Raw genomic sequence first — 22850 nt, 5'->3', positions numbered from 1 at the left:
ATGGCATTCAGAAAGGATCAATATGCTGAGTTATTTTGTCAGAGTAATTTCAGTTTTTTACAAGCCGCATCGCATCCAAGTGAACTCATTAACCAAGCAGAATTTCTAGGTTACCAAGCACTTGCTATCACTGATGAATGTAGTGTAGCAGGGATAGTACGCGCTCACTCCGAAATAAAAAAAAAGGCTTATCCATTAAGTTAATTGTCGGTAGCATGTTCTACTACAATGCTGAACTTCAACTTATTCTATTATGCCCTAACCATAATGCATACGCCGAGCTGTGCCGCATTATTACCAATGCGCGACGCCGTGCAGATAAGGGGGAGTATAAGCTCGATTTATGGGATCTTAGAACGACCAAGCATTGCTTGGCTATTTGGATCCCAAGTGGCAACCCCGAGCAAAATGAGTATTGGGCAACATGGCTAACCAATCATTATGACGCTCGTTTATGGATAGGATATCAACGACATTTACTTGCTGAAGAGCATATTCATCAAGCACATTGCGAGCATTTAAGCAGTCGCTTTAATATCCCTATTACCGCTTGCGGTGGGGTATTAATGCACGAAATTGAACGATATGACTTACTCTGCGTTATAAATTCAATACGAAAAGTAAAAAATATTGAACATTCAGTGCAAGACATCCCACAAAACGCTGAACGCTCCTTGAGACCAGTCCAAAATCTATCTCGCTTATATCCTGCTCTATGGTTGGCCGAAAGTGTCAGTATTGCGAATTTATGTACTTTCGATTTGAGCGAATTAAGTTATCAATACCCTGCGGAACTCGTTCCTGAGGGTTCAACACCGACACTTTATTTACGTAAGTTGGTTAAGCAAGGTATGTCTTTACGATTCCCTGAAGGAGTAAATTTCGCAATAAAACGCATCATTGCAAAAGAGTTAAAGCTGATCGAGGAACTTAAATACGAGTTCTTTTTTTTAACTATTTCAGACATCGTGCAATATGCAAAATCCCAGCATATTTTATATCAAGGTCGAGGCTCTGCAGCGAATTCTGTGGTCTGCTATTGCTTAGAAATTACCGCTGTTGATCCAAGACAAATATCAGTTTTATTCGAGCGATTTATCTCAAAAGAGCGCAACGAACCACCAGATATTGATGTTGATTTTGAGCACGAAAGACGTGAAGAGATCATTCAGTATATTTATAAAAAATATGGTCGCGAACGAACAGCTATCGCAGCAACCGTGATCTCATATCGGCAAAAAAGTGCGATTCGAGACGTGGGAAAAGCGCTGGGTATTCACGAATCACAGTTGGATTTTTTTATTAAAAATATTAACCGACGTGACAAAGGGCTTAACTGGCAAGCACAAATATCAGAACTGGGTTTGGACCCGAGCTCAGGCAAAGGTAAACACTTCATTAAGCTCGTTAATGAGATAAAAGGCTTCCCTCGTCACTTGTCTCAACATGTAGGCGGGTTCGTCATATCAGCTACCCCTTTATATCAACTTGTTCCTATTGAAAATGCCTCGATGCCCGATCGTAGTGTTATTCAGTGGGACAAAGACGATTTAGAGAACTTAGGGCTACTCAAGGTCGATGTACTCGCTCTCGGCATGTTGACTGCTATTCGCAAGAGTTTTGATTTAATTGAGAAACATCAGGGTAAAACCATTTCAATTGCCGATATCACCCGACTGCCTAGCGACCCTGATGTTTACGCTATGATACAGCGCGCCGATACAGTAGGTGTATTTCAGATAGAGTCCCGAGCCCAGATGACCATGCTACCTCGTCTACGCCCTAAGTGTTTCTATGATCTTGTGATTCAGATTGCCATTGTTAGACCTGGGCCTATTCAGGGCGATATGGTCCATCCCTTCCTTAGACGGCGCGACGGTCTTGAACCCGTTGATTATCCGTCTAAAGAAGTAGAGTCTGTACTGTCACGCACTATGGGCGTTCCTATCTTCCAAGAACAGGTCATTAAGATAGCGATGGTCGCTGCTGGCTTTAGTGGAGGCGAGGCAGACCAGCTTCGTAGAGCAATGGCCAGTTGGAAGAAAACCGGTGAATTAATTAAGTTTAAGCACAAGCTGATTAAAGGCATGCTTGCTAGAGGTTATAAAAGTCAATTTGCCGAACAGTTATATAAACAGATTTGCGGCTTTGGTGAATATGGTTTCCCCGAATCACATTCAGCCTCTTTTTCCGTATTGGCTTATGTGTCTTCTTGGTTGAAATACTATTATCCAGAAAGCTTTTATTGTGGCCTACTCAATAGTTGGCCCATGGGTTTCTATACCCCAGATCAACTTATACAAGACGCTAAGCGCCATCGTATTAAAGTGCTACCTGTATGCATTAATGCATCTGACTATGACCACATCCTAGAGCAGACTAAAGGAAACCTTGCCCTACGTTTAGGTTATCGACTAATTAAAGGCTTATCCAGAAAGGAAATGGAAAGCTTTGTGAATTTGCGTCCAAATAAAGGCTTTAGTGCATTAGCTCAACTTAAAGAATCAGGCTTAACTAAAACATCCTTAGAAACATTGGCTAGTGCCAATGCATTTAGCAGTATTAGCGATAACCGCTACACAGCCAAATGGTTACTTATGGATTCAGAAAGTGAATTACCGCTGTTTAAACAACTGACTATGGATAATGCATTTAACCCTGAGCGGCCTAGTGACCTTAACGCCCTGTTAGAAGATTACCGAACTACAGGGCTAAGCTTAGACTCTCACCCAGTACGTTTACTCAATCACGCCCGATTATTGGGCCATTATACGCCGGCGGCTCAACTAGACACCATCGCACATAAATCTGTGGTCAAGGTCGTTGGCTTAGTAAAAGGAAGGCAAAGCCCAGGCACAGCATCGGGTGTTACCTTCATCACTCTTGAAGATGATACAGGCAATAGCAACGTGATCGTATGGCAGGCAACCGCCCGCGCCCAAAAGCAAGCCTACTTAAAAGCTCAAATACTCAAAGTCATCGGTATATTAGAAAGAGGAGATGGCGGCGTAACTCATATCATCGCCGGAAGACTAGAAGACCTAAGCCATTTAGTAGACGAACTAGCCATCCACTCAAGAGATTTTCATTAGTATTGATCCGCTAAAAACACGCATGGTTTTAAACCACTACCCCCTAACAGCGCTATTGCAACGCAACCGTCGCATCGGATGCCGCGCATGGGGGTAAAAGCGGGGCTTTTAGGAGCGTAGTTCCTGCCGCTTGAACGGGCAGCATGGATGCTGCACTGGAGGTAGCCCCATGGATGGGTGGCAACGAGTAGCTTAGTATGTGCTTAACTATTGCATGGGATGCCCCGCATCACATTCGAGGGATTTGGTTTCTTTGTGTGTGGGTAGTTTTGCGCGACAGCGCTTAAGGGAAAGGGCTATCCGTTTGTGTTTGCATTTCCCTTGCAATAATATTTCTTAAACATGCAAAAAAGGGCTACCTCGGTCGGCGCGCGATTGAGGATAGTCATTTCTTTATTGGGAGTCTGGGTAAGGCTGGTATCTTTAGTTGCACAGCAACGTCCAGCCGCACGACACGCCATGGAGGGCGTGGCTGCCACTTTGTCGCGGGGAATGCTTCATCATGGACGTGTCTATACCGTATTTGATACTTCCCTGGAGGTTTATTGCTGATTCGCTTTGCGCGAAACGCATATACGAAAAAGCCCTGACCGTTTTTTGTTCAGGGCTTTTCGTGTAATGGGAGTCTGGCGGTGTGCTACTCTCGCATGGGGAAACCCCATACTACCATCGCCGCTAATGCGTTTCACTTCTGAGTTCGAGATGGGATCAGGTGGGGCCGCATCGCTATGGCCGCCAGACATAAACTGTTATCTATCAAGCCGCAGCTTAATAAATCAATATGTAAAAGCTGATGCCGTTCCCTTGCAGGTCTGGCTGTAATCATCGCTAAATCTCTTTAGTCTTACTCTTGATTTTAATACTTGTCATACAAACAACATCCAAAGTCATTTGGGCGTTGTATGGTTAAGCCTCACGGGCAATTAGTACAGGTTAGCTTAACGCCTTGCAACGCTTCCACATCCTGCCTATCAACGTCGTAGTCTTCAACAACCCTTTAGGACAGTTAAACTGCCAGGGATGACTCATCTTGGGGCTCGCTTCCCGCTTAGATGCTTTCAGCGGTTATCGATTCCGAACGTAGCTACCGGGCAATGCTTTTGGCAAAACAACCCGAACACCAGCGGTTCGTCCACTCCGGTCCTCTCGTACTAGGAGCAGCTCCCCTCAATCATCCAACGCCCACACCAGATAGGGACCGAACTGTCTCACGACGTTCTAAACCCAGCTCGCGTACCACTTTAAATGGCGAACAGCCATACCCTTGGGACCGACTTCAGCCCCAGGATGTGATGAGCCGACATCGAGGTGCCAAACACCGCCGTCGATATGAACTCTTGGGCGGTATCAGCCTGTTATCCCCGGAGTACCTTTTATCCGTTGAGCGATGGCCCTTCCATACAGAACCACCGGATCACTATGACCTACTTTCGTACCTGCTCGACGTGTCTGTCTCGCAGTTAAGCTGGCTTATGCCATTGCACTAACCTCCTGATGTCCGACCAGGATTAGCCAACCTTCGTGCTCCTCCGTTACTCTTTGGGAGGAGACCGCCCCAGTCAAACTACCCACCAGGCACTGTCCGCATTCCCGATAAGGGAACAACGTTAGAACATCAAACGTACAAGGGTGGTATTTCAAGGTTGACTCCACGCAAACTGGCGTTCACGCTTCAAAGTCTCCCACCTATCCTACACATGTAGGGTCAATGTTCAGTGCCAAGCTATAGTAAAGGTTCACGGGGTCTTTCCGTCTAGGTGCGGGTACACAGCATCTTCACTGCGATTTCAATTTCACTGAGTCTCGGGTGGAGACAGCGTGGCCATGGTTACACCATTCGTGCAGGTCGGAACTTACCCGACAAGGAATTTCGCTACCTTAGGACCGTTATAGTTACGGCCGCCGTTTACCGGGGCTTCGATCAAGAGCTTCGCTTGCGCTAACCCCATCAATTAACCTTCCGGCACCGGGCAGGTGTCACACCGTATACGTCATCTTTCGATTTAGCACAGTGCTGTGTTTTTAATAAACAGTCCCAGCCACCTTTTCACTGCGGCCCCCATTCGCTCAAAGAGCAAGTCTCATCACAAACAGGGGCGTACCTTCTCCCGAAGTTACGGTACGATTTTGCCGAGTTCCTTCACCCGAGTTCTCTCAAGCGCCTTAGTATTCTCTACCTGACCACCTGTGTCGGTTTGGGGTACGGTTCGATATATCATAAGTTTAGAGGCTTTTCCTGGAAGCAGGGTATTTGCAACTTCAATTCCGTAGAATCTCGTCTCGTGTCTCAGGCATGTAGAATCCCGGATTTACCTAAGATTCAACCCTACACACTTTCACATAGACAACCAACGCTATGCTTGCATAACCTTCTCCGTCCCCCCATCACTGATATACCAAGTACGGAAATATTAATCCGTTTCCCATCGACTACGCATTTCTGCCTCGCCTTAGGGGCCGACTTACCCTGCCCTGATTAGCATGGGACAGGAAACCTTGGTCTTCCGGCGTGCGGGTTTTTCACCCGCATTATCGTTACTCATGTCAGCATTCGCACTTGTGATATGTCCAGCAAACCTCTCAGTTCACCTTCAGCCACTTACACAACGCTCCCCTACCACGCAAAGTAAACTTTGCGTCCGCAGCTTCGGTATATTGCTTAGCCCCGTTACATCTTCCGCGCAGGCCGACTCGACTAGTGAGCTATTACGCTTTCTTTAAAGGGTGGCTGCTTCTAAGCCAACCTCCTAGCTGTCTTAGCCTTCCCACATCGTTTCCCACTTAGCAATAATTTTGGGACCTTAGCTGGCGGTCTGGGTTGTTTCCCTCTTCACGACGGACGTTAGCACCCGCCGTGTGTCTCCCGGATAGTACTCACTGGTATTCGGAGTTTGCAAAGGGTTGGTAAGTCGGGATGACCCCCTAGCCTTAACAGTGCTCTACCCCCAGTGGTATTCGTCCGAGGCGCTACCTAAATAGCTTTCGGGGAGAACCAGCTATCTCCCGGTTTGATTGGCCTTTCACCCCCAGCCACAAGTCATCCGCTAACTTTTCAACGTTAGTCGGTTCGGTCCTCCAGTTGATGTTACTCAACCTTCAACCTGCCCATGGCTAGATCACCGGGTTTCGGGTCTATACCTTGCAACTAAAACGCGCAGTTAACACTCGCTTTCGCTACGGCTCCCCTATTCGGTTAACCTTGCTACAAAATATAAGTCGCTGACCCATTATACAAAAGGTACGCAGTCACAGAACAAGTCTGCTCCCACTGCTTGTACGTATACGGTTTCAGGTTCTATTTCACTCCCCTCACAGGGGTTCTTTTCGCCTTTCCCTCACGGTACTAGTTCACTATCGGTCAGTTAGGAGTATTTAGCCTTGGAGGATGGTCCCCCCATGTTCAGTCAAGATAACACGTGTCCCGACCTACTCGATTTCACTTAAAATTCGCGTTCGTGTACAGGGCTATCACCTTGTATCGCTGTGCTTTCCAACACCTTCCACTCGCTTATCATTAGCTTAAGGGCTAATCCCCGTTCGCTCGCCGCTACTAGGGGAATCTCGGTTGATTTCTTTTCCTAAGGGTACTTAGATGTTTCAGTTCCCCTCGTTTGCCTCATACAGCTATGTATTCACTGTATGATACCGCCGAAGCGGTGGGTTTCCCCATTCGGACATTTGTGGATCAAAGCATTTTGTCGGCTCCCCACAACTTTTCGCAGACTTACACGTCCTTCATCGCCTCTAACTGCCTAGGCATCCACCGTATACGCTTAGTCACTTAACCATACAACCCCAAATAACCTTTAATATTTGACGTATAGACGTTACTCATAACCGAAGTTATCAGTATATCTACTCTGCATGCGTGACAAGTATTCATTTTCAAATCAGATAGAGTAAGCTCTTAAAGAGTTCTCTTAGTTTTGATTACTTTTATCAGCTTTCCATATTGTTAAAGAACATGTGTTTGCGTTTGCACGCATTCACGTAGGGTTTAAAAAACCCTAATCAATAAATACTGAATCAGTACACATTGATTAAGGCTAATCTTTTCTACTAAAACCGAGTCTCCTATGCCGCTGCAATCTTTTCTAATCAAGGCATGTAGTGAGGACGTTTAGCCTGCTAAACGACGAATTACATAACGCAGAGTAGGAAAGATTTGGTAGGCTTGGGCAGACTTGAACTGCCGACCTCACCCTTATCAGGGGTGCGCTCTAACCAGCTGAGCTACAAGCCTATTATTGCGCAAGCAATTTGGTGGAGCTAAGCAGGATCGAACTGCTGACCTCCTGCGTGCAAGGCAGGCGCTCTCCCAGCTGAGCTATAGCCCCTCTTAAATCGACATCAGTCTTTTTAAAGAGTCTCTCGGTTCTTCTTTACTAACAACAAAACAATCTGTGTGAACACTCAGCCTGATGAGGCCTAACCTAATAGTAAGGAGGTGATCCAACCCCAGGTTCCCCTAGGGTTACCTTGTTACGACTTCACCCCAGTCATGAATCACAAAGTGGTAACCGTCCTCCCGAAGGTTAAACTAGCTACTTCTTTTGCAACCCACTCCCATGGTGTGACGGGCGGTGTGTACAAGGCCCGGGAACGTATTCACCGCAACATTCTGATTTGCGATTACTAGCGATTCCGACTTCATGGAGTCGAGTTGCAGACTCCAATCCGGACTACGACGAGCTTTAAGGGATCCGCTTACTCTCGCAAGTTTGCTTCCCTCTGTACTCGCCATTGTAGCACGTGTGTAGCCCTACTCGTAAGGGCCATGATGACTTGACGTCGTCCCCACCTTCCTCCGGTTTGTCACCGGCAGTCTCCTTAGAGTGCCCAACTTAAGGCTGGCAACTAAGGACAGGGGTTGCGCTCGTTGCGGGACTTAACCCAACATCTCACGACACGAGCTGACGACAGCCATGCAGCACCTGTATCTAGATTCCCGAAGGCACCAATTCATCTCTGAAAAGTTTCTAGTATGTCAAGAGTAGGTAAGGTTCTTCGCGTTGCATCGAATTAAACCACATGCTCCACCGCTTGTGCGGGCCCCCGTCAATTCATTTGAGTTTTAACCTTGCGGCCGTACTCCCCAGGCGGTCTACTTATCGCGTTAGCTTCGCTACTCACGGATTAAATCCACAAACAGCTAGTAGACAGCGTTTACGGTGTGGACTACCAGGGTATCTAATCCTGTTCGCTACCCACACTTTCGCACATGAGCGTCAGTTACTGACCAGGGAGTCGCCTTCGCCACTGATGTTCCTCCAGATATCTACGCATTTCACCGCTACACCTGGAATTCCACTCCCCTCTCCAAAACTCTAGCCTGCCAGTTCTAAATGCAATTCCCAGGTTGAGCCCAGGGCTTTCACATCTAGCTTAACAAACCGCCTGCGTGCGCTTTACGCCCAGTAATTCCGATTAACGCTCGGACCCTCCGTATTACCGCGGCTGCTGGCACGGAGTTAGCCGGTCCTTCTTCTGTTGCTAACGTCACAGCTAACGGGTATTAACCGTTAACCTTTCCTCACAACTGAAAGTGCTTTACAACCCGAAGGCCTTCTTCACACACGCGGCATGGCTGCATCAGGGTTTCCCCCATTGTGCAATATTCCCCACTGCTGCCTCCCGTAGGAGTCTGGACCGTGTCTCAGTTCCAGTGTGGCTGATCTTCCTCTCAGAACAGCTAGAGATCGTCGCCTTGGTGAGCCTTTACCTCACCAACAAGCTAATCTCGCTTAGGCTACTCTTTGCGCGGGAGCCGAAGCCCCCTTTGGTCCGAAGACGTTATGCGGTATTAGCTATCGTTTCCAATAGTTATCCCCCACACAAAGGCATATTCCTAAGTATTACTCACCCGTCCGCCACTCGTCATCTTCTAGCAAGCTAGAAATGTTACCGTTCGACTTGCATGTGTTAGGCCTGCCGCCAGCGTTCAATCTGAGCCATGATCAAACTCTTCAATTAAATATTTATCGAACATGAATTTTTTTGGTAGACACTCATCAAGTGAGTGCCCACACAGATTGTCTTGTTATTAATTGTTAAAGAACAGTGCTACCGAAGTAGCGTGCTTCCTTGGAAGCGGCTTAAGATGCTGTCCGTGGACCCTCTTAAGCGGGAGGCGTATAATACGCTCTCAAGTTTCGATGTCAACAAATTTTTTAATTTAATTTCAAACTAAGCAACTTGCTGAATCCCGCTAACTACAACACTCTTAGAGCATCGCAATGACATGATTTATAGTTAAAAAATCCTGTCTCGGTAAGCCGTTTTAAGTGGCCTCCCCGAAGCGAGATGCGCATTATAGAGATCCAAACTTAGAGCGCAACCCTTTATTTGAAAAAATCGTTCAACTGCCGATTTAATAAGCGGTTCGTTCAAAGTAAAAGCAAACCGATGATTTTTACGACAGTAATAGTGATTCCAAGACATATTCAGTTTGTTATCATCACGCTATAACACAGCAGAATGGACTGACAATGAGTATTAGAATGTATAAGGGCATAAAGCCAACTCTGGCAGAGAGTTGTTATATAGATGAATCAAGTGTGGTGGTGGGTGATATCGAATGCGGCGATGACGTGAGTATTTGGCCATTGGTTGCAGCACGTGGTGATGTTAACTACATAAAGATAGGTGCTAGAAGTAATATTCAAGATGGTTCAGTGCTGCACGTGAGCCGAGTGACTAAAGAAAACCCTAAAGGCCATCCGCTTATTATTGGGGAGGATGTCACTGTCGGTCATAAATGTATGTTGCATGGCTGCGTGTTAGGTAACCGTATTCTCGTTGGTATGGGGGCGATCGTAATGGATGGTGCTATCGTTGAAGACGACGTATTTATTGGAGCAGGCAGTTTAGTTCCACCAAATAAGCGTTTAGAGAGCGGTTATCTTTATGTAGGTAGCCCAATTAAGCAAGCTAGGCCACTGAAAGATTCTGAACGTGCTTTTTTGAAAGTATCGGCTGATAACTACGTCAGACTTAAAAATGAGTATCTAGAAGAAGTATAGGCGTATCTTAGAAAGCTCAAGAAAGAGCTTTCTGACAAGTTTTACTCTAGGCTTCCATCGATTTGGCGTTAATGTGAATAACGCCATTTTCATCCCATTGCTCATTCTCTACAAGTTCGGAGATTGTTTCTTCCAAGTCGAACTGATTCGCTTGGTAAAATTCATCCATATCACCTATTGCTATTCCACACACATGGCAATGCATAATGAGCCCAGACACGATTAGTTTTATAACCATAATGTCGTCTAGTATTTCGAAGCCATCTTGAATTTGAACAGCCTGATTCACAGCATTTCTCGCACAATTTCAATAATAGGTTCTATTTTGGGTCGAACTTTTCGCCAAACATAGAAGCTTTCGGCTGCTTGACCCACTAACATGCCCAGTCCATCGGCCGTTCTAATACTAGGGGTACATTCTTGAGCCCAGACCATAAAAGATGTTGCCTGTGCTTTATACGTCATGTCATAAGCATATGATGCATTGATAAAAATACTCGGAGTGATTTCGGGTAACCCTCCATCCAAGCTCGAAGAGGTACAGTTAACAATCAGGTCGAACTGTATTTCGGGTAAGTCGTTAAAGCCTGAAGCAGTAATAACCCCTTCTTTTTTAAACCTATCCGCTAGCTGCTGGGCTTTGCTCGCCGTACGATTAGCAATATGAATATTTTGTACTTTAGCAGTGAGTAGAGGAAGAATGACTCCACGAGTCGCCCCACCAGCGCCAATCAACAATAAACGCTTTCCGTTTAACTCCCCCCATAAGCGCTGAAGATCCTGAACTAAGCCAGCCCCATCGGTGTTGTCACCCAAAATTGAACCATCTTGGCGCTTATATAGCGTATTGACCGCTTCAGCAGCTCTAGCGCGTGGTGTCAGTTCATCGGCAAAGCGAAATGCGTCAAGTTTGAATGGGGAAGTAACGTTTGCTCCAATGAAGCCCTCGGTAAAGAATGCATTGATTGCATCATTGAACCCGTTAGAATCGGGTTGTTGACGTCCGTATTCAATGACTTGTTGGGTCTGTTTAGCGAACAGCGTGTGGATCAAAGGGGATTTACTGTGCTCAATGGGATTACCAAAAACGGCGTATCGGTCCATAGTCTCAAAGGTCGTAATCAATTTGTATGGCAAGACTAGCGTAAAATTATGTTCGACTGAATAGCGAAGGTGCTGAATAAAGATAAGAAAGGCTGAATTAGTAATAAGTAACTGGAAGCGACGCACTTACGTCGCTTCCATTTGTATTAAAACTTGTAGCCTAGCATGAGCGAATATACCCATGGGTCGATATCGACTGATACCTGAGCAGGCAAATCCAAAACGTCAAACTTTGCTTCTGTATCAATATCGATATAGCGCACCGACGCATTTATTAACCAGTGTTCATCTAACTTGTAATCCATACCTATTTGCGCGGCAATACCAAAGGACTCATCAAGACTTAAATTATTAAAAGACTGAGCTTCTCTATTGCCCACAAATTGCTCATCGAAGAAAACTGTGTAGTTTAGTCCAATCCCCACATACGGCTGTATGGTTTCAGAAACGGGGAAGTAATAAAGAGCACTAAGTGTCGGAGGTAATTGTTTACTTTCAGCTAATTTACCGTCACCTAAACCTAGCTCATTATCGAGTGTGTTATTCAACGTAATATCATGTGTGAATGGGCTGGCTGCTAATAATTCTAAGCCAATGTTGCTGGTAAACATATAGACCGCATTCAGACCCAACTGAGTGTTGTTGTTTACTGATGCTCCCATGCCCACATTTCCAACGCTTTGCACCGTTACATTTGAACTTGATTCATCCGGAGCGACTGTCGTTAAACCTGCTCGTACTATGATGTCACCTGGTTCGTAGGCATTGGCTGTGCCCATTATGGTGGCCGTTAAAGCTAAACTGGATAACACTATTTTGAAGACTTTCATTATTACCTCTGCGTATAAATTTTAACGGCAGTGTAATGAGCAATCGCCAGTCATTATTGATCTACATCAATATTTTTATCAGGTTATAAGTGAGAGAATTCGAGGGATGATTAAATTTGAGCTGGATCAAGAAAACAATAGATTCGCACCGACACCAATTGATGGTGCCAAGTGCTAATACTTATACATGTTTAGTAAAGGGCTACTCGTTTAACCAGTCCCGAGGATGCAGATAATCTGCATACAAAGCATCTTCTTTACTGCCTGGTATTGGGTGGAAGTCGTACTCCCAACGAGCAAGAGGCGGCATAGACATCAATATTGACTCTGTTCGCCCTCCCGTTTGCAAGCCGAATAAGGTTCCTCTGTCCCAAACCAAATTAAACTCTACATACCGGCCTCTTCTATATAGCTGGAAGCTTCTTTCCTGCTCTGAAAAAGACGTATCTTTACGTTTTTCTAAAATAGGTACATAGGCATCTAAAAAACCATTACCGACAGCTTGCATGAATGCAAAACTACGTTCAAAGCCCCATTCATTTAAATCATCAAAGAAAAGCCCCCCTACTCCCCGCGTTTCATCGCGATGTTTTAAGTAAAAGTAGTCGTCACACCATTTTTTATATTTGCTGTATACGTCTTTACCAAAGGGCTCACATAAATCCTTGGCAGTTTGATGCCAATGGAGTACATCTTCATGCACCGGGTAGAAAGGTGTTAAGTCGAAACCACCGCCAAACCACCAGATAGGCTCTTCACCTTCTTTTTCAGCAATGAATATGCGCACATTCGCATGGGAGGTCGGTACGTGAGGATTTTTAGGATGAATAACGAGTGAAACGCCCATCGCTTGAAAGCTCCGACCTGCTAGCTCTGGTCGAGACGCCGTTGCAGATGCCGGAAGTTGCCCACCGTATACATGAGAAAAGTTAACTCCGCCCTGCTCAATCACCTGGCCATTCGTCAGCACGCGCGTACGCCCGCCCCCACCTAATTCTCTCTGCCAGTTGTCTTCGATGAAACTACCCTTACCGTCAGCCATTTCTAGCGTTTGGCAAATATTGTCTTGCAGATCAAGCAAAAACTGCTTTACCGATTCGATATCGGTCACGTGTGGTTGGGGCATGGTTTAATTATCTCTAATAGTTTGGCCACTATGGCCGTGACGAATTTTACTGGGGCTGCGGGATCCACCAAGCGAGCCGTCGATTAAGATCACTTGGTTAGAAAAATAAGATGTAACCTCATCGGCACTCAGCGCTGGCGGATGACCAGCAGTGTTTGCACTTGTAGAAACTAGCGGCTTATTTGCTCGCTGACAAAGATCCTTTATGAGTGGGTGAGCACTGACTCTGACAGCAATGAATTCAGACTCCCCTGTCACCCAACTCGGTGCTGTTTTCGATTTAGGAAGCAGCCAGGTTATCGGTCCAGGCCAACTTGAAAATATCTCGGTGCGCTTAGTCATTTTGATGGCGCTGTCATCTACATATGGCAATAACTGTGAATAGTTATCCCCGACCAGAATCAATCCCTTGCTGACATCGCGTTGCTTTAAAGCAAGTAGTTTGTTGACCGCCTGTTCGTTATCAGGATCGCATCCTAGGCCAAAGACGGCTTCCGTCGGATAGGCAAAGACCTTCCCAGCTAAATAGTCGAGTAAAAAAGGGTCGTCAGTGTGGTTTGCTGTCATTTTTATATTGCTTAGAGTTTATATGGCACAGAGTGTAAAACAGGACGTAACAAGGATAAACCTAAAGGTCATTCCTGCGCAGGCTGCTTGTACCCACATTTACGCTCGGGGCACTGCCAAATAAGTCCTGCCGCTGCTTTTTTCTCCTGCATAACAGGCCAAGCGCATTTGGGGCACGCATGGGCGACTGGTGTAAAATTCAGTGCGTAGTGACATTGAGGATACTGGTCACAGGGATAGAAGTTCTTCCCATATTTATTGGCCCTCTTTGTTAGGTGCCCTTTATGGCAAGAGGGGCATTCGACCTTATCTGTGTCTTGAGTTTTATTTGATTTTACGTAGTGGCATTCAGGAAAATTGCTGCAAGCGATATACATACCGTAGCGCCCTTTTCTAATCACCAACTCGGACTCGCATTCAGGACAGTGGGAGCCTTCAATAACGGTTAATTCAGTATTGTCGCTATCATGAAGTGGTTTGCTGTACTCACATTTTGGGTAATCACTACAGCCGATAAACGCACCATTTTTACTATGTCGAAGTTGCAATGGCGCATTGCAAACCGGACAGGGTCCGGGGTCAAACGCGGATTCATGAGTGCTGAAAAGAGAATGATCAATTTTAAACATGTGACAGGTGTGCCTTAGCAATCACGGGTTTACGCTCTAAACCCGTGTCAGAGTGATTAATGCAACGGCCCTTCTGGCTCTTCAAATAATAAATCTTCCATTTGTGCATAAGCATTTTCTTTACCCGGCACGTTGAACAGCACCATAAGCACAACCCACTTCATGTCCTCTAAACAGAATTCTTTAGAGTCGATTTCCATGACGCGATCAATAACCATCTCACGCGTTGTAGAGTCCAGTACATTAATTTGCTCTAAAAACATGAGAAAGCCACGGCACTCGATATCGAGGCGCATCTCTTCTTCATGCGTATAAATACGTGTAACAAAAGAAGTAGGCCCTTTCACTAAATAAGGGTTTATGTCAGTTTCTTGTAAAGCCGCTAGTTTTTCGAGCCAAGATAATGCTTTGTATATTTCATCTTGATGAAAACCGGCGCGCACCAGTTCGTCGGTCAATTCATCTTGATCGACGCGAATTTCTGTTTCGCTGTGAATGAAATTTTCAAAAAGATACATGAGGATATCAAACATGTTATTTTTCCCCCAATTTAAGGTAACCGCCTGGGACTGCTGCAACTAACCCACGCAATTCGTATTCTAATAATTGAGACATAACCTCAGCAACTGGCATGCCACATCGCTCTACAACTATATCCAACGGTGTGGTTTCAAAATCTACACTATCTAACAATTTGTCAGAAGCCAAGCTTTGTCTCGCGCTTTTTTGCAATTCACTCTGCTGGATATTCAAGAAATTAAGTGCCAGATGCTGATATTCATCGTTAATATCACCCACACATTCCACCAGCTTTGCACCCTGTTTTATTAAATAGTGGCATCCTTTAGATAATACGTTGTTTATATTACCAGGCACCGCAAACACGTCCCTGTTTTGCTCAAGCGCATAACGTGCGGTGATTAGAGACCCGCTTTTTATCGCAGCTTCGATGATTAATGTACCCAACGACATGCCGCTGATAATTCGATTCCGCCGGGGAAAATTTTCAGGCTTTGCAGGCATCTCAGGGACAAATTCAGAAACAAGCGCGCCCCCTTGTTCAAGTATACTGTCAGCCATTTTAACGTGCCGCTTGGGATAAATATTATTTAGACCTGTCCCCAGCACCGCAACAGTATTGCCTTGAACTTTAAGTACTCCATCATGAGCAAGACCATCAATGCCCAATGCCAACCCGCTGGTTACTGTCCATCCGCATTGAGATAAACCTTGGGCAAAATACTGAGCGTTTTGCTTACCAGCGATAGAAGGATTGCGACTTCCTACTATTGCTATCTGATGAGTATTTAATAAATCTTTATTTCCAAGACAATATAATAATATGGGTGGTCTGGCCGTTTGCAATAGCACTTTAGGGTAATGCTTCGAGGTTATGTTAAGCAGTGAGCTGCTTGTTTGCTCAGACCACTGTAAGCTTTTGTCCAATCGCCGCTCATTAGGATGCTGTAATTGCTGTATTTGCCCATCGGTGAAGCCGTAGGCAGCTAGTTGCTTTGGATTAGCGTTAAATAAATCCGCTACTTGTATAGCGTTCTTGCGCAGTATTGTTGCCAGTTTAGCAACAGAAAATCGTGGTAGCTGGGCTAGTATTAGCCACTGGCGCTGCTCACTCTCAGATGTTTCACGATAGGCATGTTCGTTTTCTTGATACATAAGGCTCCACTCAAACTGGCAGCCCTACGGTTTTGCAACGATAGCGCCTTTTCGAATAACTGTAGACGAACGCGTGACGAGTGCATAACTTACCTTGTCAAAGACGCTAAAGACCAAAAGTTCTCCCACCTTCATCCACGGCTGGGGCAAAACATCATTTTCTGCAAACAGTTTCTCAATCGTTTGAGCCTCAGCGAGATACTTTGGCGGCTCTCCATCGATCACTGCGGCTCCTTGTTGATAAATGCCCATTACCGTGCCGCGTTTAATATTACTGCTGCCAACATCGATAACCACAACGCTAAATTTGCCTGATAATTGGTATTGGGATACATCAGCAATAATATTTCCTCTTTGCTCTATCGCTGCTGTTATATTGAGCAACGCTTCAACATTATTATTAGGGGTTTCTTTTAAGAGTTTATCACCTCGCTTTACTTCCAAATTAGCGGATGACAACGTCACTAAGGATTGCTTAGGTAAAGCTGGAGCTAATGCCTGCCCGTCGGCCACATGGCGAACTTGCACACCCAAAAATTCACCTTTGGCACTGAATAGAGACTGCTGCTTACGCACAACCTGATAATGACCCAATGGCAATTTTTCATGATTAACCAACACCAGATCATTGTTTGAAAAGTATTCAGTTCCTTTCGTGCTACCGACAATAGATGGTAATTCAGCATAGAGCTTTTCACTCAGCACAAGCTCTTGATTAAAATAAGGTTCTATCTCATGCCAAGGGAGTACAGCAATAGGTTGATTCGATTTATTGATTTGTGTGGCTGAGGGTGAGCGCACTAGATACGGTTTTTTTTCGCCACGAATTAAATCGACGAACGGCTTTCCCGCGGCACTAACCGTTAGGCGTAATTGGTCCCCCGGAAAAATGAGATGCGGATTGATAATTTGCGTATTCGTTCGCCAAATTTGCGGCCAATACCAAGGTTTGTGCAGAAAAAGGTTAGAGATATCCCACAATGTGTCGCCATGTTTTACGACATAAGTACGTGGAGCGTTCTCTTTTAGTTTTATCACGTCCGCATGCGCCCAAAATGGCGAAAGTAGAAGCACAAGGCTCAAGCGAAGTAGATTATTCAACATGTGGCATGGCACCTTGTATCTAGGGCTATTATGTTTTTATTCCATATCGGTTAGAATAGCCTGTTATTGCAAAGATTAAATAGCCTGAAGATCAGGTTAGTATGATAATTGATACCAAGAGCACCGATACCTCCTTGATTGACAACCATAGAATTGAGGAACCGAGTGCGCTATTTTTTGAATACCTCCTTGCCATTTTTTATTTATTTGGTGGGAGCAAAATGAGTTAAATGTAAACATGGCTATATTAGATGTATTGAGATTTCCTGATGAGCGCTTGCGCACAGTTGCCACGCCTGTTGATAAAATAGACAGCTCCATAAAGACACTGGTGAGCGACATGCTTGAAACCATGAAGGATGAAAATGGTATTGGGTTAGCAGCAACACAAATAAACGTGCACAAGCGCGTAGTGGTCATTGACGTTTCTGAAGAGCAAGATAAACCACAAGTGTTTATTAATCCTGAGATTACGCACATGGATGGCACAACGATCAGTGAAGAAGGCTGCTTGTCTGTTCCTAATAACTACGCCAAAGTTGAGCGAGCAGAGAAAGTAACCGTAAAAGCGTTAGACGAAAATGGCGATGCATTTACGTTGGATGCAGATGGCTTACTGGCTATTTGTATTCAACATGAGTTGGATCATTTAAAAGGTAAACTTTTTGTAGATTACTTGTCGCCACTTAAGCGCCAGCGTATCCGAACCAAATTAGAAAAAGAAGCCCGCTTAGCAGCCAAGGCTTAAGAGGTTACATTGAAATCAGGTCTTAAAATTGTTTTCGCTGGTACGCCAGAGTTCGCCGCCAATCATTTATCCGCGCTAATAGAATCTGAACATCAGGTAATCGCGGCTTACACTCAACCTGATAGACCTGCTGGTCGAGGGAAAAAACTGCACGCTAGCGCGGTGAAGCAGCTTGCTCAGCAGCACGATATACCGGTTTACCAACCTGCATCACTTAAATCAGAAGAAGCCCAACAGCAACTTGCTGCATTAAATGCTGATGTCATGGTTGTCGTCGCCTATGGCTTGATTTTACCGCAGATTATTCTTGATACGCCCAAGTACGGTTGCTTGAATGTACATGGTTCACTGTTACCCAAGTGGCGTGGTGCGGCTCCTATTCAAAGAGCAATATGGGCAGGTGATGCAGAAACAGGGGTCACCATCATGCAAATGGATAAAGGTTTGGATACAGGCGCGGTGCTAAGCGAATTACGTCTTGCGATTACCCCTATAGATACCAGCGCAACCTTATATACAAAGTTAGCGGAACTTGGTCCTAAGGGATTATTAGAGACTTTAGCCTCTTTAGGAGACCTTACGCCTCAGGCACAAGACAACACATTGGCTACTTACGCTGAAAAGCTATCCAAACAAGAAGCTAAAATTGATTGGACCATGACAGCAGCTCAGCTTGAGCGTAATGTTCGTGCATTTGACCCTTGGCCTGTTGCGTATTTCGAAGCAAACGGCGCCGCTATTAAAGTGCGTAGCGCTGAAGTGCAACAGACGCCAATTTGCGATAACGCTAAGCCAGGCCAAATTATTCAAGCAGATAAGCATGCAATTGGCGTACAAACCGGTGACGGCGTTTTGTTGATTAAAACATTACAGTTACCGGGTAAGAAGCCGCTGGCGACTCAAGACATACTCAATGGTCACAGTGATTGGTTTAGCGTCGGTACAATACTTTCATGAGCCAATCAAAAGGTAGATACCAGCAAAACTTGCGCGCCGATGCCGCCCGTGTGCTTTTTCAAATATTAGAGCAAGGTATGTCAGCTAGAGAATGCTTACCTGCAGCACAACAAGATCATAATGAAAAAGACAAAGCATGGTTGCAAGAAATGACTTACGGCGTACTTCGCCAGCTGCCCTTACTACAGCACTGGCTAAGATTGTTGCTCGATAAGCCGTTAAAGAAAAATGTGAAAGTGGTAGAGCACCTAATTATGCTTGGGTTTTATCAACTTGCCTTTTCTCGAGTGTCAACTCATGCCGCTGTTTCTGAATGTGTGAATGCCTGCGCGCCATTAAATGCGATAGCAACCAAGGGTTTAGTAAATGCTGTTTTGCGTAATTTCATACGCCAAGATACGGCGCATAATTTACCTGATAATGAACAAGTTTTGAGCGGACAGCCAAAATGGTTCTATAAAAAGCTCGTTGATGCTTACCCCGATAATTACAAGACCATACTAGACGCAATGCAAGTAAAAGCACCTATTTGGTTGCGCGTTAATAATAAGCACAAGAGTACTGATGAATATTGTCGACTTTTAGACGACAGAGATGTGGCCTATGAGCGTCAAGCAACCCAGCCTCAAGGTATTATTTTATCAAAAGGGTGCGACATCACCACTCTGCCAGGTTATGACGAAGGTTGGTTTGCGGTGCAAGATGGCGCAGCACAATTAGCCGCTGGGCTGCTAGGCTCACAACCTAATGATCGCGTATTAGACTGTTGTGCGGCGCCGGGAGGCAAAACGTGTCACATAATTGAGCTACAGCCCGATTTAGCCACATGCGTAGCAATAGATATAGAAAGCAGCCGCCTTAAACGCATCGAAGAAAACTTAACTCGCTTAGGGCATCAAGCGACACTCATTTGCGGTGACGCCAGCGAGCCAGCATCATGGTGGGACGGCCAGTTATTCGACCGCATATTGCTAGATGCGCCTTGCTCAGCCACGGGTATTATTCGCCGCCATCCAGATATAAAGTGGTTGCGTAAATCCAGCGACATTGACGTACTTGTCGCGTTACAAAGCAAAATAATTGATGCAATGTGGGCGTTGTTAAAGCCTGGTGGAACTATGCTTTACGCAACGTGTTCAATTCTTCCAGCGGAGAACCAGTTGCAAATTAATGCGTTTTTAAATCGTACGCCTGATGCGCTGTTAGACGATAAATTTGATAACGACGCAGCACAAAAGCCAGGAAGACAGATTTTACCTGGTGAAAAACAAATGGACGGTTTCTATTACGCTCGACTGCTAAAAGCCTAAAAACCGTATATTGTCTAAACAGAGCAACACGTTAGAATGAATCTACAATGAAAATAATAATTATTGGTGCGGGCCAGGTCGGCGCAACCCTCGCTGAAAACCTCGTGGGTGAAATGAACGAAATCACTGTTATAGATTCTCATCAAGACACCCTTAGACAGTTGCAAGACCGATTAGATTTACGTGTTATTAATGGCGTTGGCTCGCACCCTGATGTGTTAAAAAAGGCCGGTGCTGAAGATGCTGATATGCTCATCGCTGTTACGAGCAGCGATGAAAGCAACATGATGGCCTGTCAGGTAGCTTATAGTTTATTTAAAACCCCTACCAAAATCGCCCGTGTTCGTTCAGAGCAATACATTATTTATCAAGAGCAACTCTTTAAGCATCAGGATGTCCCTGTAGATCACTTAATTGCTCCCGAGCAATTAGTTACTAAGGCGATTAAACGTTTAATTGACTATCCCGGTGCGTTGCAAGTAGTTGAGTTCGCTGACGGCAAAGCCAGCTTAGTGGCGGTAAAAGCCTATTACGGGGGCCTACTAGTTGGCCATGCCCTGTCAACGTTAAAGCAGCACATGCCGAACGTGGAGACTCGTGTAGCTGCAATATATCGACGTGGCCGCCCTATCCGCCCACTTGGCACGACGGTGATAGAAGCAGACGACGAGGTTTTCTTCATCGCAGCGACTAAGCATATTCGTGCTGTCATGAGTGAACTACAAAAATTAGAGTCTAGTTATAAACGCATTATGATTGCTGGCGGCGGTCTGATTGGCGCTGGTTTGGCTAAATTGCTGGAACATAATCACAACGTAAAGTTAATCGAATACAGTCAAGAACGGGCTAAATACCTATCTGCTCACTTAGACAAAACCATCGTATTTTGCGGTGATGCATCTGATCATGAATTGCTCACTGAAGAGAACGTTGAACAAGTAGATGCCTTTATCGCTGTGACTAATGACGATGAAGCAAATATCATGTCGGCCATGCTCGCTAAACGCTTAGGTGCTCAGAAGGCCATGGTATTAATTCAGCGCAGTGCTTATGTAGATTTAGTGCAAGGAGGGGAAATAGACATCGCCTTCTCGCCTCAACAAGCCACCATCTCAGCTCTACTGACCCATATACGCCGCGGGGATATTGTCAATGTTTACTCACTTAGACGTGGTGCCGCAGAAGCAATTGAAGCGATAGCGCATGGCGATCAAAACACGTCTAAAGTGGTGGGGCGTGAAATTCGCGACATCAAATTACCGCCAGGCACGACAATTGGCGCCATAGTCAGAGCTGACGAAGTAATTATTGCCCACAGTAATACGAAAATTGAAGCTAACGATCACGTGATCTTATTTTTGGTCGACAAAAAGTTTATTAGCCATGTTGAGAAACTGTTTCAACCCAGTGCTTTCTTCTTTGGGTAAGCAAGCACATAAACTTAACTCCCTTAGCCTAAAGACTAGATTGGCGAATGGACCGAAGTAACCTAAAATCCGGCTCACCACTTTGGTTAATTAAAGGAATGATAATGAAAAAACTAAGTATCGTACTTACAGTCGCAGCACTCAGTATTCAGCCACAGGCACACGCAGAAGGCTGGTTAGATTCAATTAAAAGCATGCTAGGTATGGAAACACAGCAAGAAGCTGCCACGCCTTCTATCTCTGGCATGGTCTCCTCTGTAACTGATTCTCTTGGCGTTACACAAACTCAAGCCTCTGGCGGTTTAGGCGCAATATTTAATTATGCCAAAGAAAATATCTCTTCAGATCAATACGGCCAACTGACCGATGCTCTACCTGGCGTAAGCGGTTTATTGGAATCAGTACCTGATATTAGCAATATGACGAGTGAAGGCGGTTTAGGAGGCATTTTAGATAAAGCTGCAAGCTATAATGAATCACTAAAAGCTATTAATGATGTGAAAAAGCAATTTGAAGCATTGGGCTTGAAACCTGAAATGATTACGCAATTTGTTAGCAAAGCCCAGGCTTACTTGGATACCCCAGAAGGCCAGCAAGCTAAGCAATTGCTGACTCAAGGTTTAGGTAAATTACTCGGTTAAGTCCTAAAGTGAATATGCCAACGCTTATATGGCAGACAAAATGAATAATTAAAAAGCCACTTCGTGGCTTTTTTCATTTCAGATAGCTTCGTTTAGATTCAAAAATTTACCGTTAATCAAGACTTTCAGCGAAAAAGCTAAAAATTCACATAAATGCACTTTGCATTACGTGAGTTTAGCGTTAAGGTTTTTAGACGCTGCTCAGGAAGAGGTCGTGTCAGCTCGATTGCCATGATGAATTTATGGAGGAATATTATGCTAAATATCAATTCATCTCTTAGAAAATCCCCCACTTTACCGCAAGTGCTTTTAAGCCTTTGCTGTATGTTGCTATCGCTTTTTACTTTCGCACAGGAAGAAACAGAAGAAGAAGCGCTAGCAAGAATGCAAGCACAACTCAATGGTGAGGTAATGTCACGCCCATTTTTGGCTGAACGCCCAAAAGAAGTAGATAACTATATTGAGAGTATGCTTAAAAAGAACGTTAAGCCACCAGAATACCAAGGCACTTATTGGCGCCGAGGATATACATGCCGTGACTTGTTACGTTACAACTGGACGCAGTACCGAAACTGTCGTTACTACCATAGGTACCATGGTCGGTACTACTACTAAAACC

At 45.0% G+C, this 22850-nt stretch carries 16 protein-coding genes, 2 tRNA genes, 3 rRNA genes and 1 pseudogene; 8 read left to right on the top strand and 14 right to left on the bottom strand.

Annotation, left to right across the window (positions count from 1 at the left end; all coding sequences use genetic code 11):
* A pseudogene (locus tag PATL_RS00200) lies at window positions 1-3092 on the top strand (error-prone DNA polymerase).
* Between the two features lie 624 nt (window positions 3093-3716).
* Here the strand turns inward: PATL_RS00200 and rrf are convergent.
* The 5 genes from rrf to PATL_RS00175 form a co-directional block, all read right to left on the bottom strand.
* A 5S ribosomal RNA gene (gene rrf / locus PATL_RS00195) occupies window positions 3717-3832 on the bottom strand.
* 162 nt (window positions 3833-3994) lie between these two features.
* Window positions 3995-6879: ribosomal RNA gene (locus PATL_RS00190) — 23S ribosomal RNA — on the bottom strand.
* Between the two features lie 379 nt (window positions 6880-7258).
* Window positions 7259-7335: transfer RNA gene (locus PATL_RS00185), tRNA-Ile, on the bottom strand.
* Window positions 7336-7353: 18 nt separating this feature from the next.
* Window positions 7354-7429, bottom strand: a tRNA-Ala gene (locus PATL_RS00180).
* Between the two features lie 103 nt (window positions 7430-7532).
* Window positions 7533-9065, bottom strand: a 16S ribosomal RNA gene (locus PATL_RS00175).
* The 16S, 23S and 5S rRNA genes sit together here with 2 tRNA genes alongside, the layout of an rRNA operon.
* A 515-nt stretch (window positions 9066-9580) precedes the next feature.
* On the opposite strand from PATL_RS00175, the gene PATL_RS00170 reads away from it, so the two are divergent.
* Window positions 9581-10114, top strand: a complete 534-nt coding sequence (locus PATL_RS00170; protein ID WP_011572980.1) for a gamma carbonic anhydrase family protein — start codon at window positions 9581-9583, stop codon at window positions 10112-10114.
* A 46-nt stretch (window positions 10115-10160) separates the two neighbouring features.
* Here the strand turns inward: PATL_RS00170 and PATL_RS00165 are convergent, their stop codons facing one another.
* The 9 genes from PATL_RS00165 to PATL_RS00125 form a co-directional block, all read right to left on the bottom strand.
* Window positions 10161-10403, bottom strand: a complete 243-nt coding sequence (locus PATL_RS00165; RefSeq protein WP_011572979.1) for a hypothetical protein — start codon at window positions 10401-10403, stop codon at window positions 10161-10163.
* Window positions 10400-11218, bottom strand: coding sequence for a shikimate dehydrogenase (gene aroE / locus PATL_RS00160; RefSeq protein ID WP_011572978.1), 819 nt, complete (start codon window positions 11216-11218; stop codon window positions 10400-10402). Before aroE ends, PATL_RS00165 begins: the two co-directional genes overlap by 4 nt.
* Window positions 11219-11364: 146 nt before the next feature.
* The gene (locus PATL_RS00155) at window positions 11365-12048 is read right to left on the bottom strand and encodes an OmpW/AlkL family protein (RefSeq protein WP_011572977.1); all 684 of its coding nucleotides are present in this window, start codon (window positions 12046-12048) and stop codon (window positions 11365-11367) included.
* A 202-nt stretch (window positions 12049-12250) separates the two neighbouring features.
* Window positions 12251-13174: an oxygen-dependent coproporphyrinogen oxidase gene (gene hemF, locus PATL_RS00150; protein WP_011572976.1), complete on the bottom strand. Its 924-nt coding sequence runs from the start codon at window positions 13172-13174 to the stop codon at window positions 12251-12253.
* Window positions 13175-13177: 3 nt separating this feature from the next.
* The gene (locus PATL_RS00145; RefSeq protein ID WP_011572975.1) at window positions 13178-13741 is read right to left on the bottom strand and encodes an L-threonylcarbamoyladenylate synthase type 1 TsaC; all 564 of its coding nucleotides are present in this window, start codon (window positions 13739-13741) and stop codon (window positions 13178-13180) included.
* A gap of 68 nt (window positions 13742-13809) precedes the next feature.
* Window positions 13810-14370 (bottom strand): DNA topoisomerase family protein, encoded by a 561-nt coding sequence (locus tag PATL_RS00140; RefSeq protein WP_011572974.1) that lies wholly within the window; start codon window positions 14368-14370, stop codon window positions 13810-13812.
* Between the two features lie 56 nt (window positions 14371-14426).
* A complete protein-coding gene (locus PATL_RS00135; protein WP_006994873.1) occupies window positions 14427-14903 on the bottom strand; it encodes a DUF494 family protein in 477 nt (158 codons plus the stop codon).
* 1 nt (window position 14904) lies between these two features.
* Window positions 14905-16044 (bottom strand): DNA-processing protein DprA, encoded by a 1140-nt coding sequence (gene dprA / locus PATL_RS00130; protein ID WP_011572973.1) that lies wholly within the window; start codon window positions 16042-16044, stop codon window positions 14905-14907.
* Window positions 16045-16068: 24 nt separating this feature from the next.
* Window positions 16069-17148 (bottom strand): LysM peptidoglycan-binding domain-containing protein, encoded by a 1080-nt coding sequence (locus PATL_RS00125; protein WP_011572972.1) that lies wholly within the window; start codon window positions 17146-17148, stop codon window positions 16069-16071.
* Between the two features lie 238 nt (window positions 17149-17386).
* Here PATL_RS00125 and def point away from each other — a divergent pair, with 238 nt between their 5' ends.
* From def to PATL_RS22285, 6 genes are all read left to right on the top strand, one after another.
* A complete protein-coding gene (gene def, locus PATL_RS00120) occupies window positions 17387-17896 on the top strand; it encodes a peptide deformylase (RefSeq protein ID WP_011572971.1) in 510 nt (169 codons plus the stop codon).
* A 9-nt stretch (window positions 17897-17905) separates the two neighbouring features.
* Entirely contained in the window at window positions 17906-18853 is a 948-nt protein-coding gene (gene fmt, locus PATL_RS00115) for a methionyl-tRNA formyltransferase (protein WP_011572970.1), read from the top strand.
* Window positions 18850-20163: a 16S rRNA (cytosine(967)-C(5))-methyltransferase RsmB gene (gene rsmB, locus PATL_RS00110; protein WP_011572969.1), complete on the top strand. Its 1314-nt coding sequence runs from the start codon at window positions 18850-18852 to the stop codon at window positions 20161-20163. Before fmt ends, rsmB begins: the two co-directional genes overlap by 4 nt.
* Before the next feature lie 47 nt (window positions 20164-20210).
* Window positions 20211-21590 (top strand): Trk system potassium transporter TrkA, encoded by a 1380-nt coding sequence (trkA, locus tag PATL_RS00105; protein ID WP_006994880.1) that lies wholly within the window; start codon window positions 20211-20213, stop codon window positions 21588-21590.
* A 104-nt stretch (window positions 21591-21694) separates the two neighbouring features.
* A complete protein-coding gene (locus tag PATL_RS00100; RefSeq protein ID WP_006994881.1) occupies window positions 21695-22231 on the top strand; it encodes a DUF2780 domain-containing protein in 537 nt (178 codons plus the stop codon).
* Between the two features lie 255 nt (window positions 22232-22486).
* Window positions 22487-22846 carry a hypothetical protein gene (locus PATL_RS22285; RefSeq protein WP_011572968.1) on the top strand — a complete coding sequence of 120 codons (360 nt, stop codon included), beginning with the start codon at window positions 22487-22489 and terminating at the stop codon, window positions 22844-22846.
* Window positions 22847-22850 lie beyond the last annotated feature (4 nt).

It is taken from the genome of Paraglaciecola sp. T6c, assembly GCF_000014225.1.
Lineage (GTDB): Bacteria > Pseudomonadota > Gammaproteobacteria > Enterobacterales > Alteromonadaceae > Paraglaciecola > Paraglaciecola atlantica_A.
This window is presented reverse-complemented; position numbering and strand designations above follow the sequence as displayed.

What these genes read in the sequence shown, in the direction of transcription:
- PATL_RS00155 (WP_011572977.1), bottom strand. Translation starts at nt 12,048, where the DNA reads ATGAAAGTCTTCAAAATAGTGTTATCCAGTTTAGCTTTAACGGCCACC.
- PATL_RS00100 (WP_006994881.1), top strand. Translation starts at nt 21,695, where the DNA reads ATGAAAAAACTAAGTATCGTACTTACAGTCGCAGCACTCAGTATTCAG.
- PATL_RS22285 (WP_011572968.1), top strand. Translation starts at nt 22,487, where the DNA reads ATGCTAAATATCAATTCATCTCTTAGAAAATCCCCCACTTTACCGCAA.
- rsmB (WP_011572969.1), top strand. Translation starts at nt 18,850, where the DNA reads ATGAGCCAATCAAAAGGTAGATACCAGCAAAACTTGCGCGCCGATGCC.
- dprA (WP_011572973.1), bottom strand. Translation starts at nt 16,044, where the DNA reads ATGTATCAAGAAAACGAACATGCCTATCGTGAAACATCTGAGAGTGAG.
- PATL_RS00135 (WP_006994873.1), bottom strand. Translation starts at nt 14,903, where the DNA reads ATGTTTGATATCCTCATGTATCTTTTTGAAAATTTCATTCACAGCGAA.
- PATL_RS00125 (WP_011572972.1), bottom strand. Translation starts at nt 17,148, where the DNA reads ATGTTGAATAATCTACTTCGCTTGAGCCTTGTGCTTCTACTTTCGCCA.
- PATL_RS00145 (WP_011572975.1), bottom strand. Translation starts at nt 13,741, where the DNA reads ATGACAGCAAACCACACTGACGACCCTTTTTTACTCGACTATTTAGCT.
- trkA (WP_006994880.1), top strand. Translation starts at nt 20,211, where the DNA reads ATGAAAATAATAATTATTGGTGCGGGCCAGGTCGGCGCAACCCTCGCT.
- aroE (WP_011572978.1), bottom strand. Translation starts at nt 11,218, where the DNA reads ATGGACCGATACGCCGTTTTTGGTAATCCCATTGAGCACAGTAAATCC.
- PATL_RS00170 (WP_011572980.1), top strand. Translation starts at nt 9,581, where the DNA reads ATGAGTATTAGAATGTATAAGGGCATAAAGCCAACTCTGGCAGAGAGT.
- def (WP_011572971.1), top strand. Translation starts at nt 17,387, where the DNA reads ATGGCTATATTAGATGTATTGAGATTTCCTGATGAGCGCTTGCGCACA.
- hemF (WP_011572976.1), bottom strand. Translation starts at nt 13,174, where the DNA reads ATGCCCCAACCACACGTGACCGATATCGAATCGGTAAAGCAGTTTTTG.
- PATL_RS00140 (WP_011572974.1), bottom strand. Translation starts at nt 14,370, where the DNA reads ATGTTTAAAATTGATCATTCTCTTTTCAGCACTCATGAATCCGCGTTT.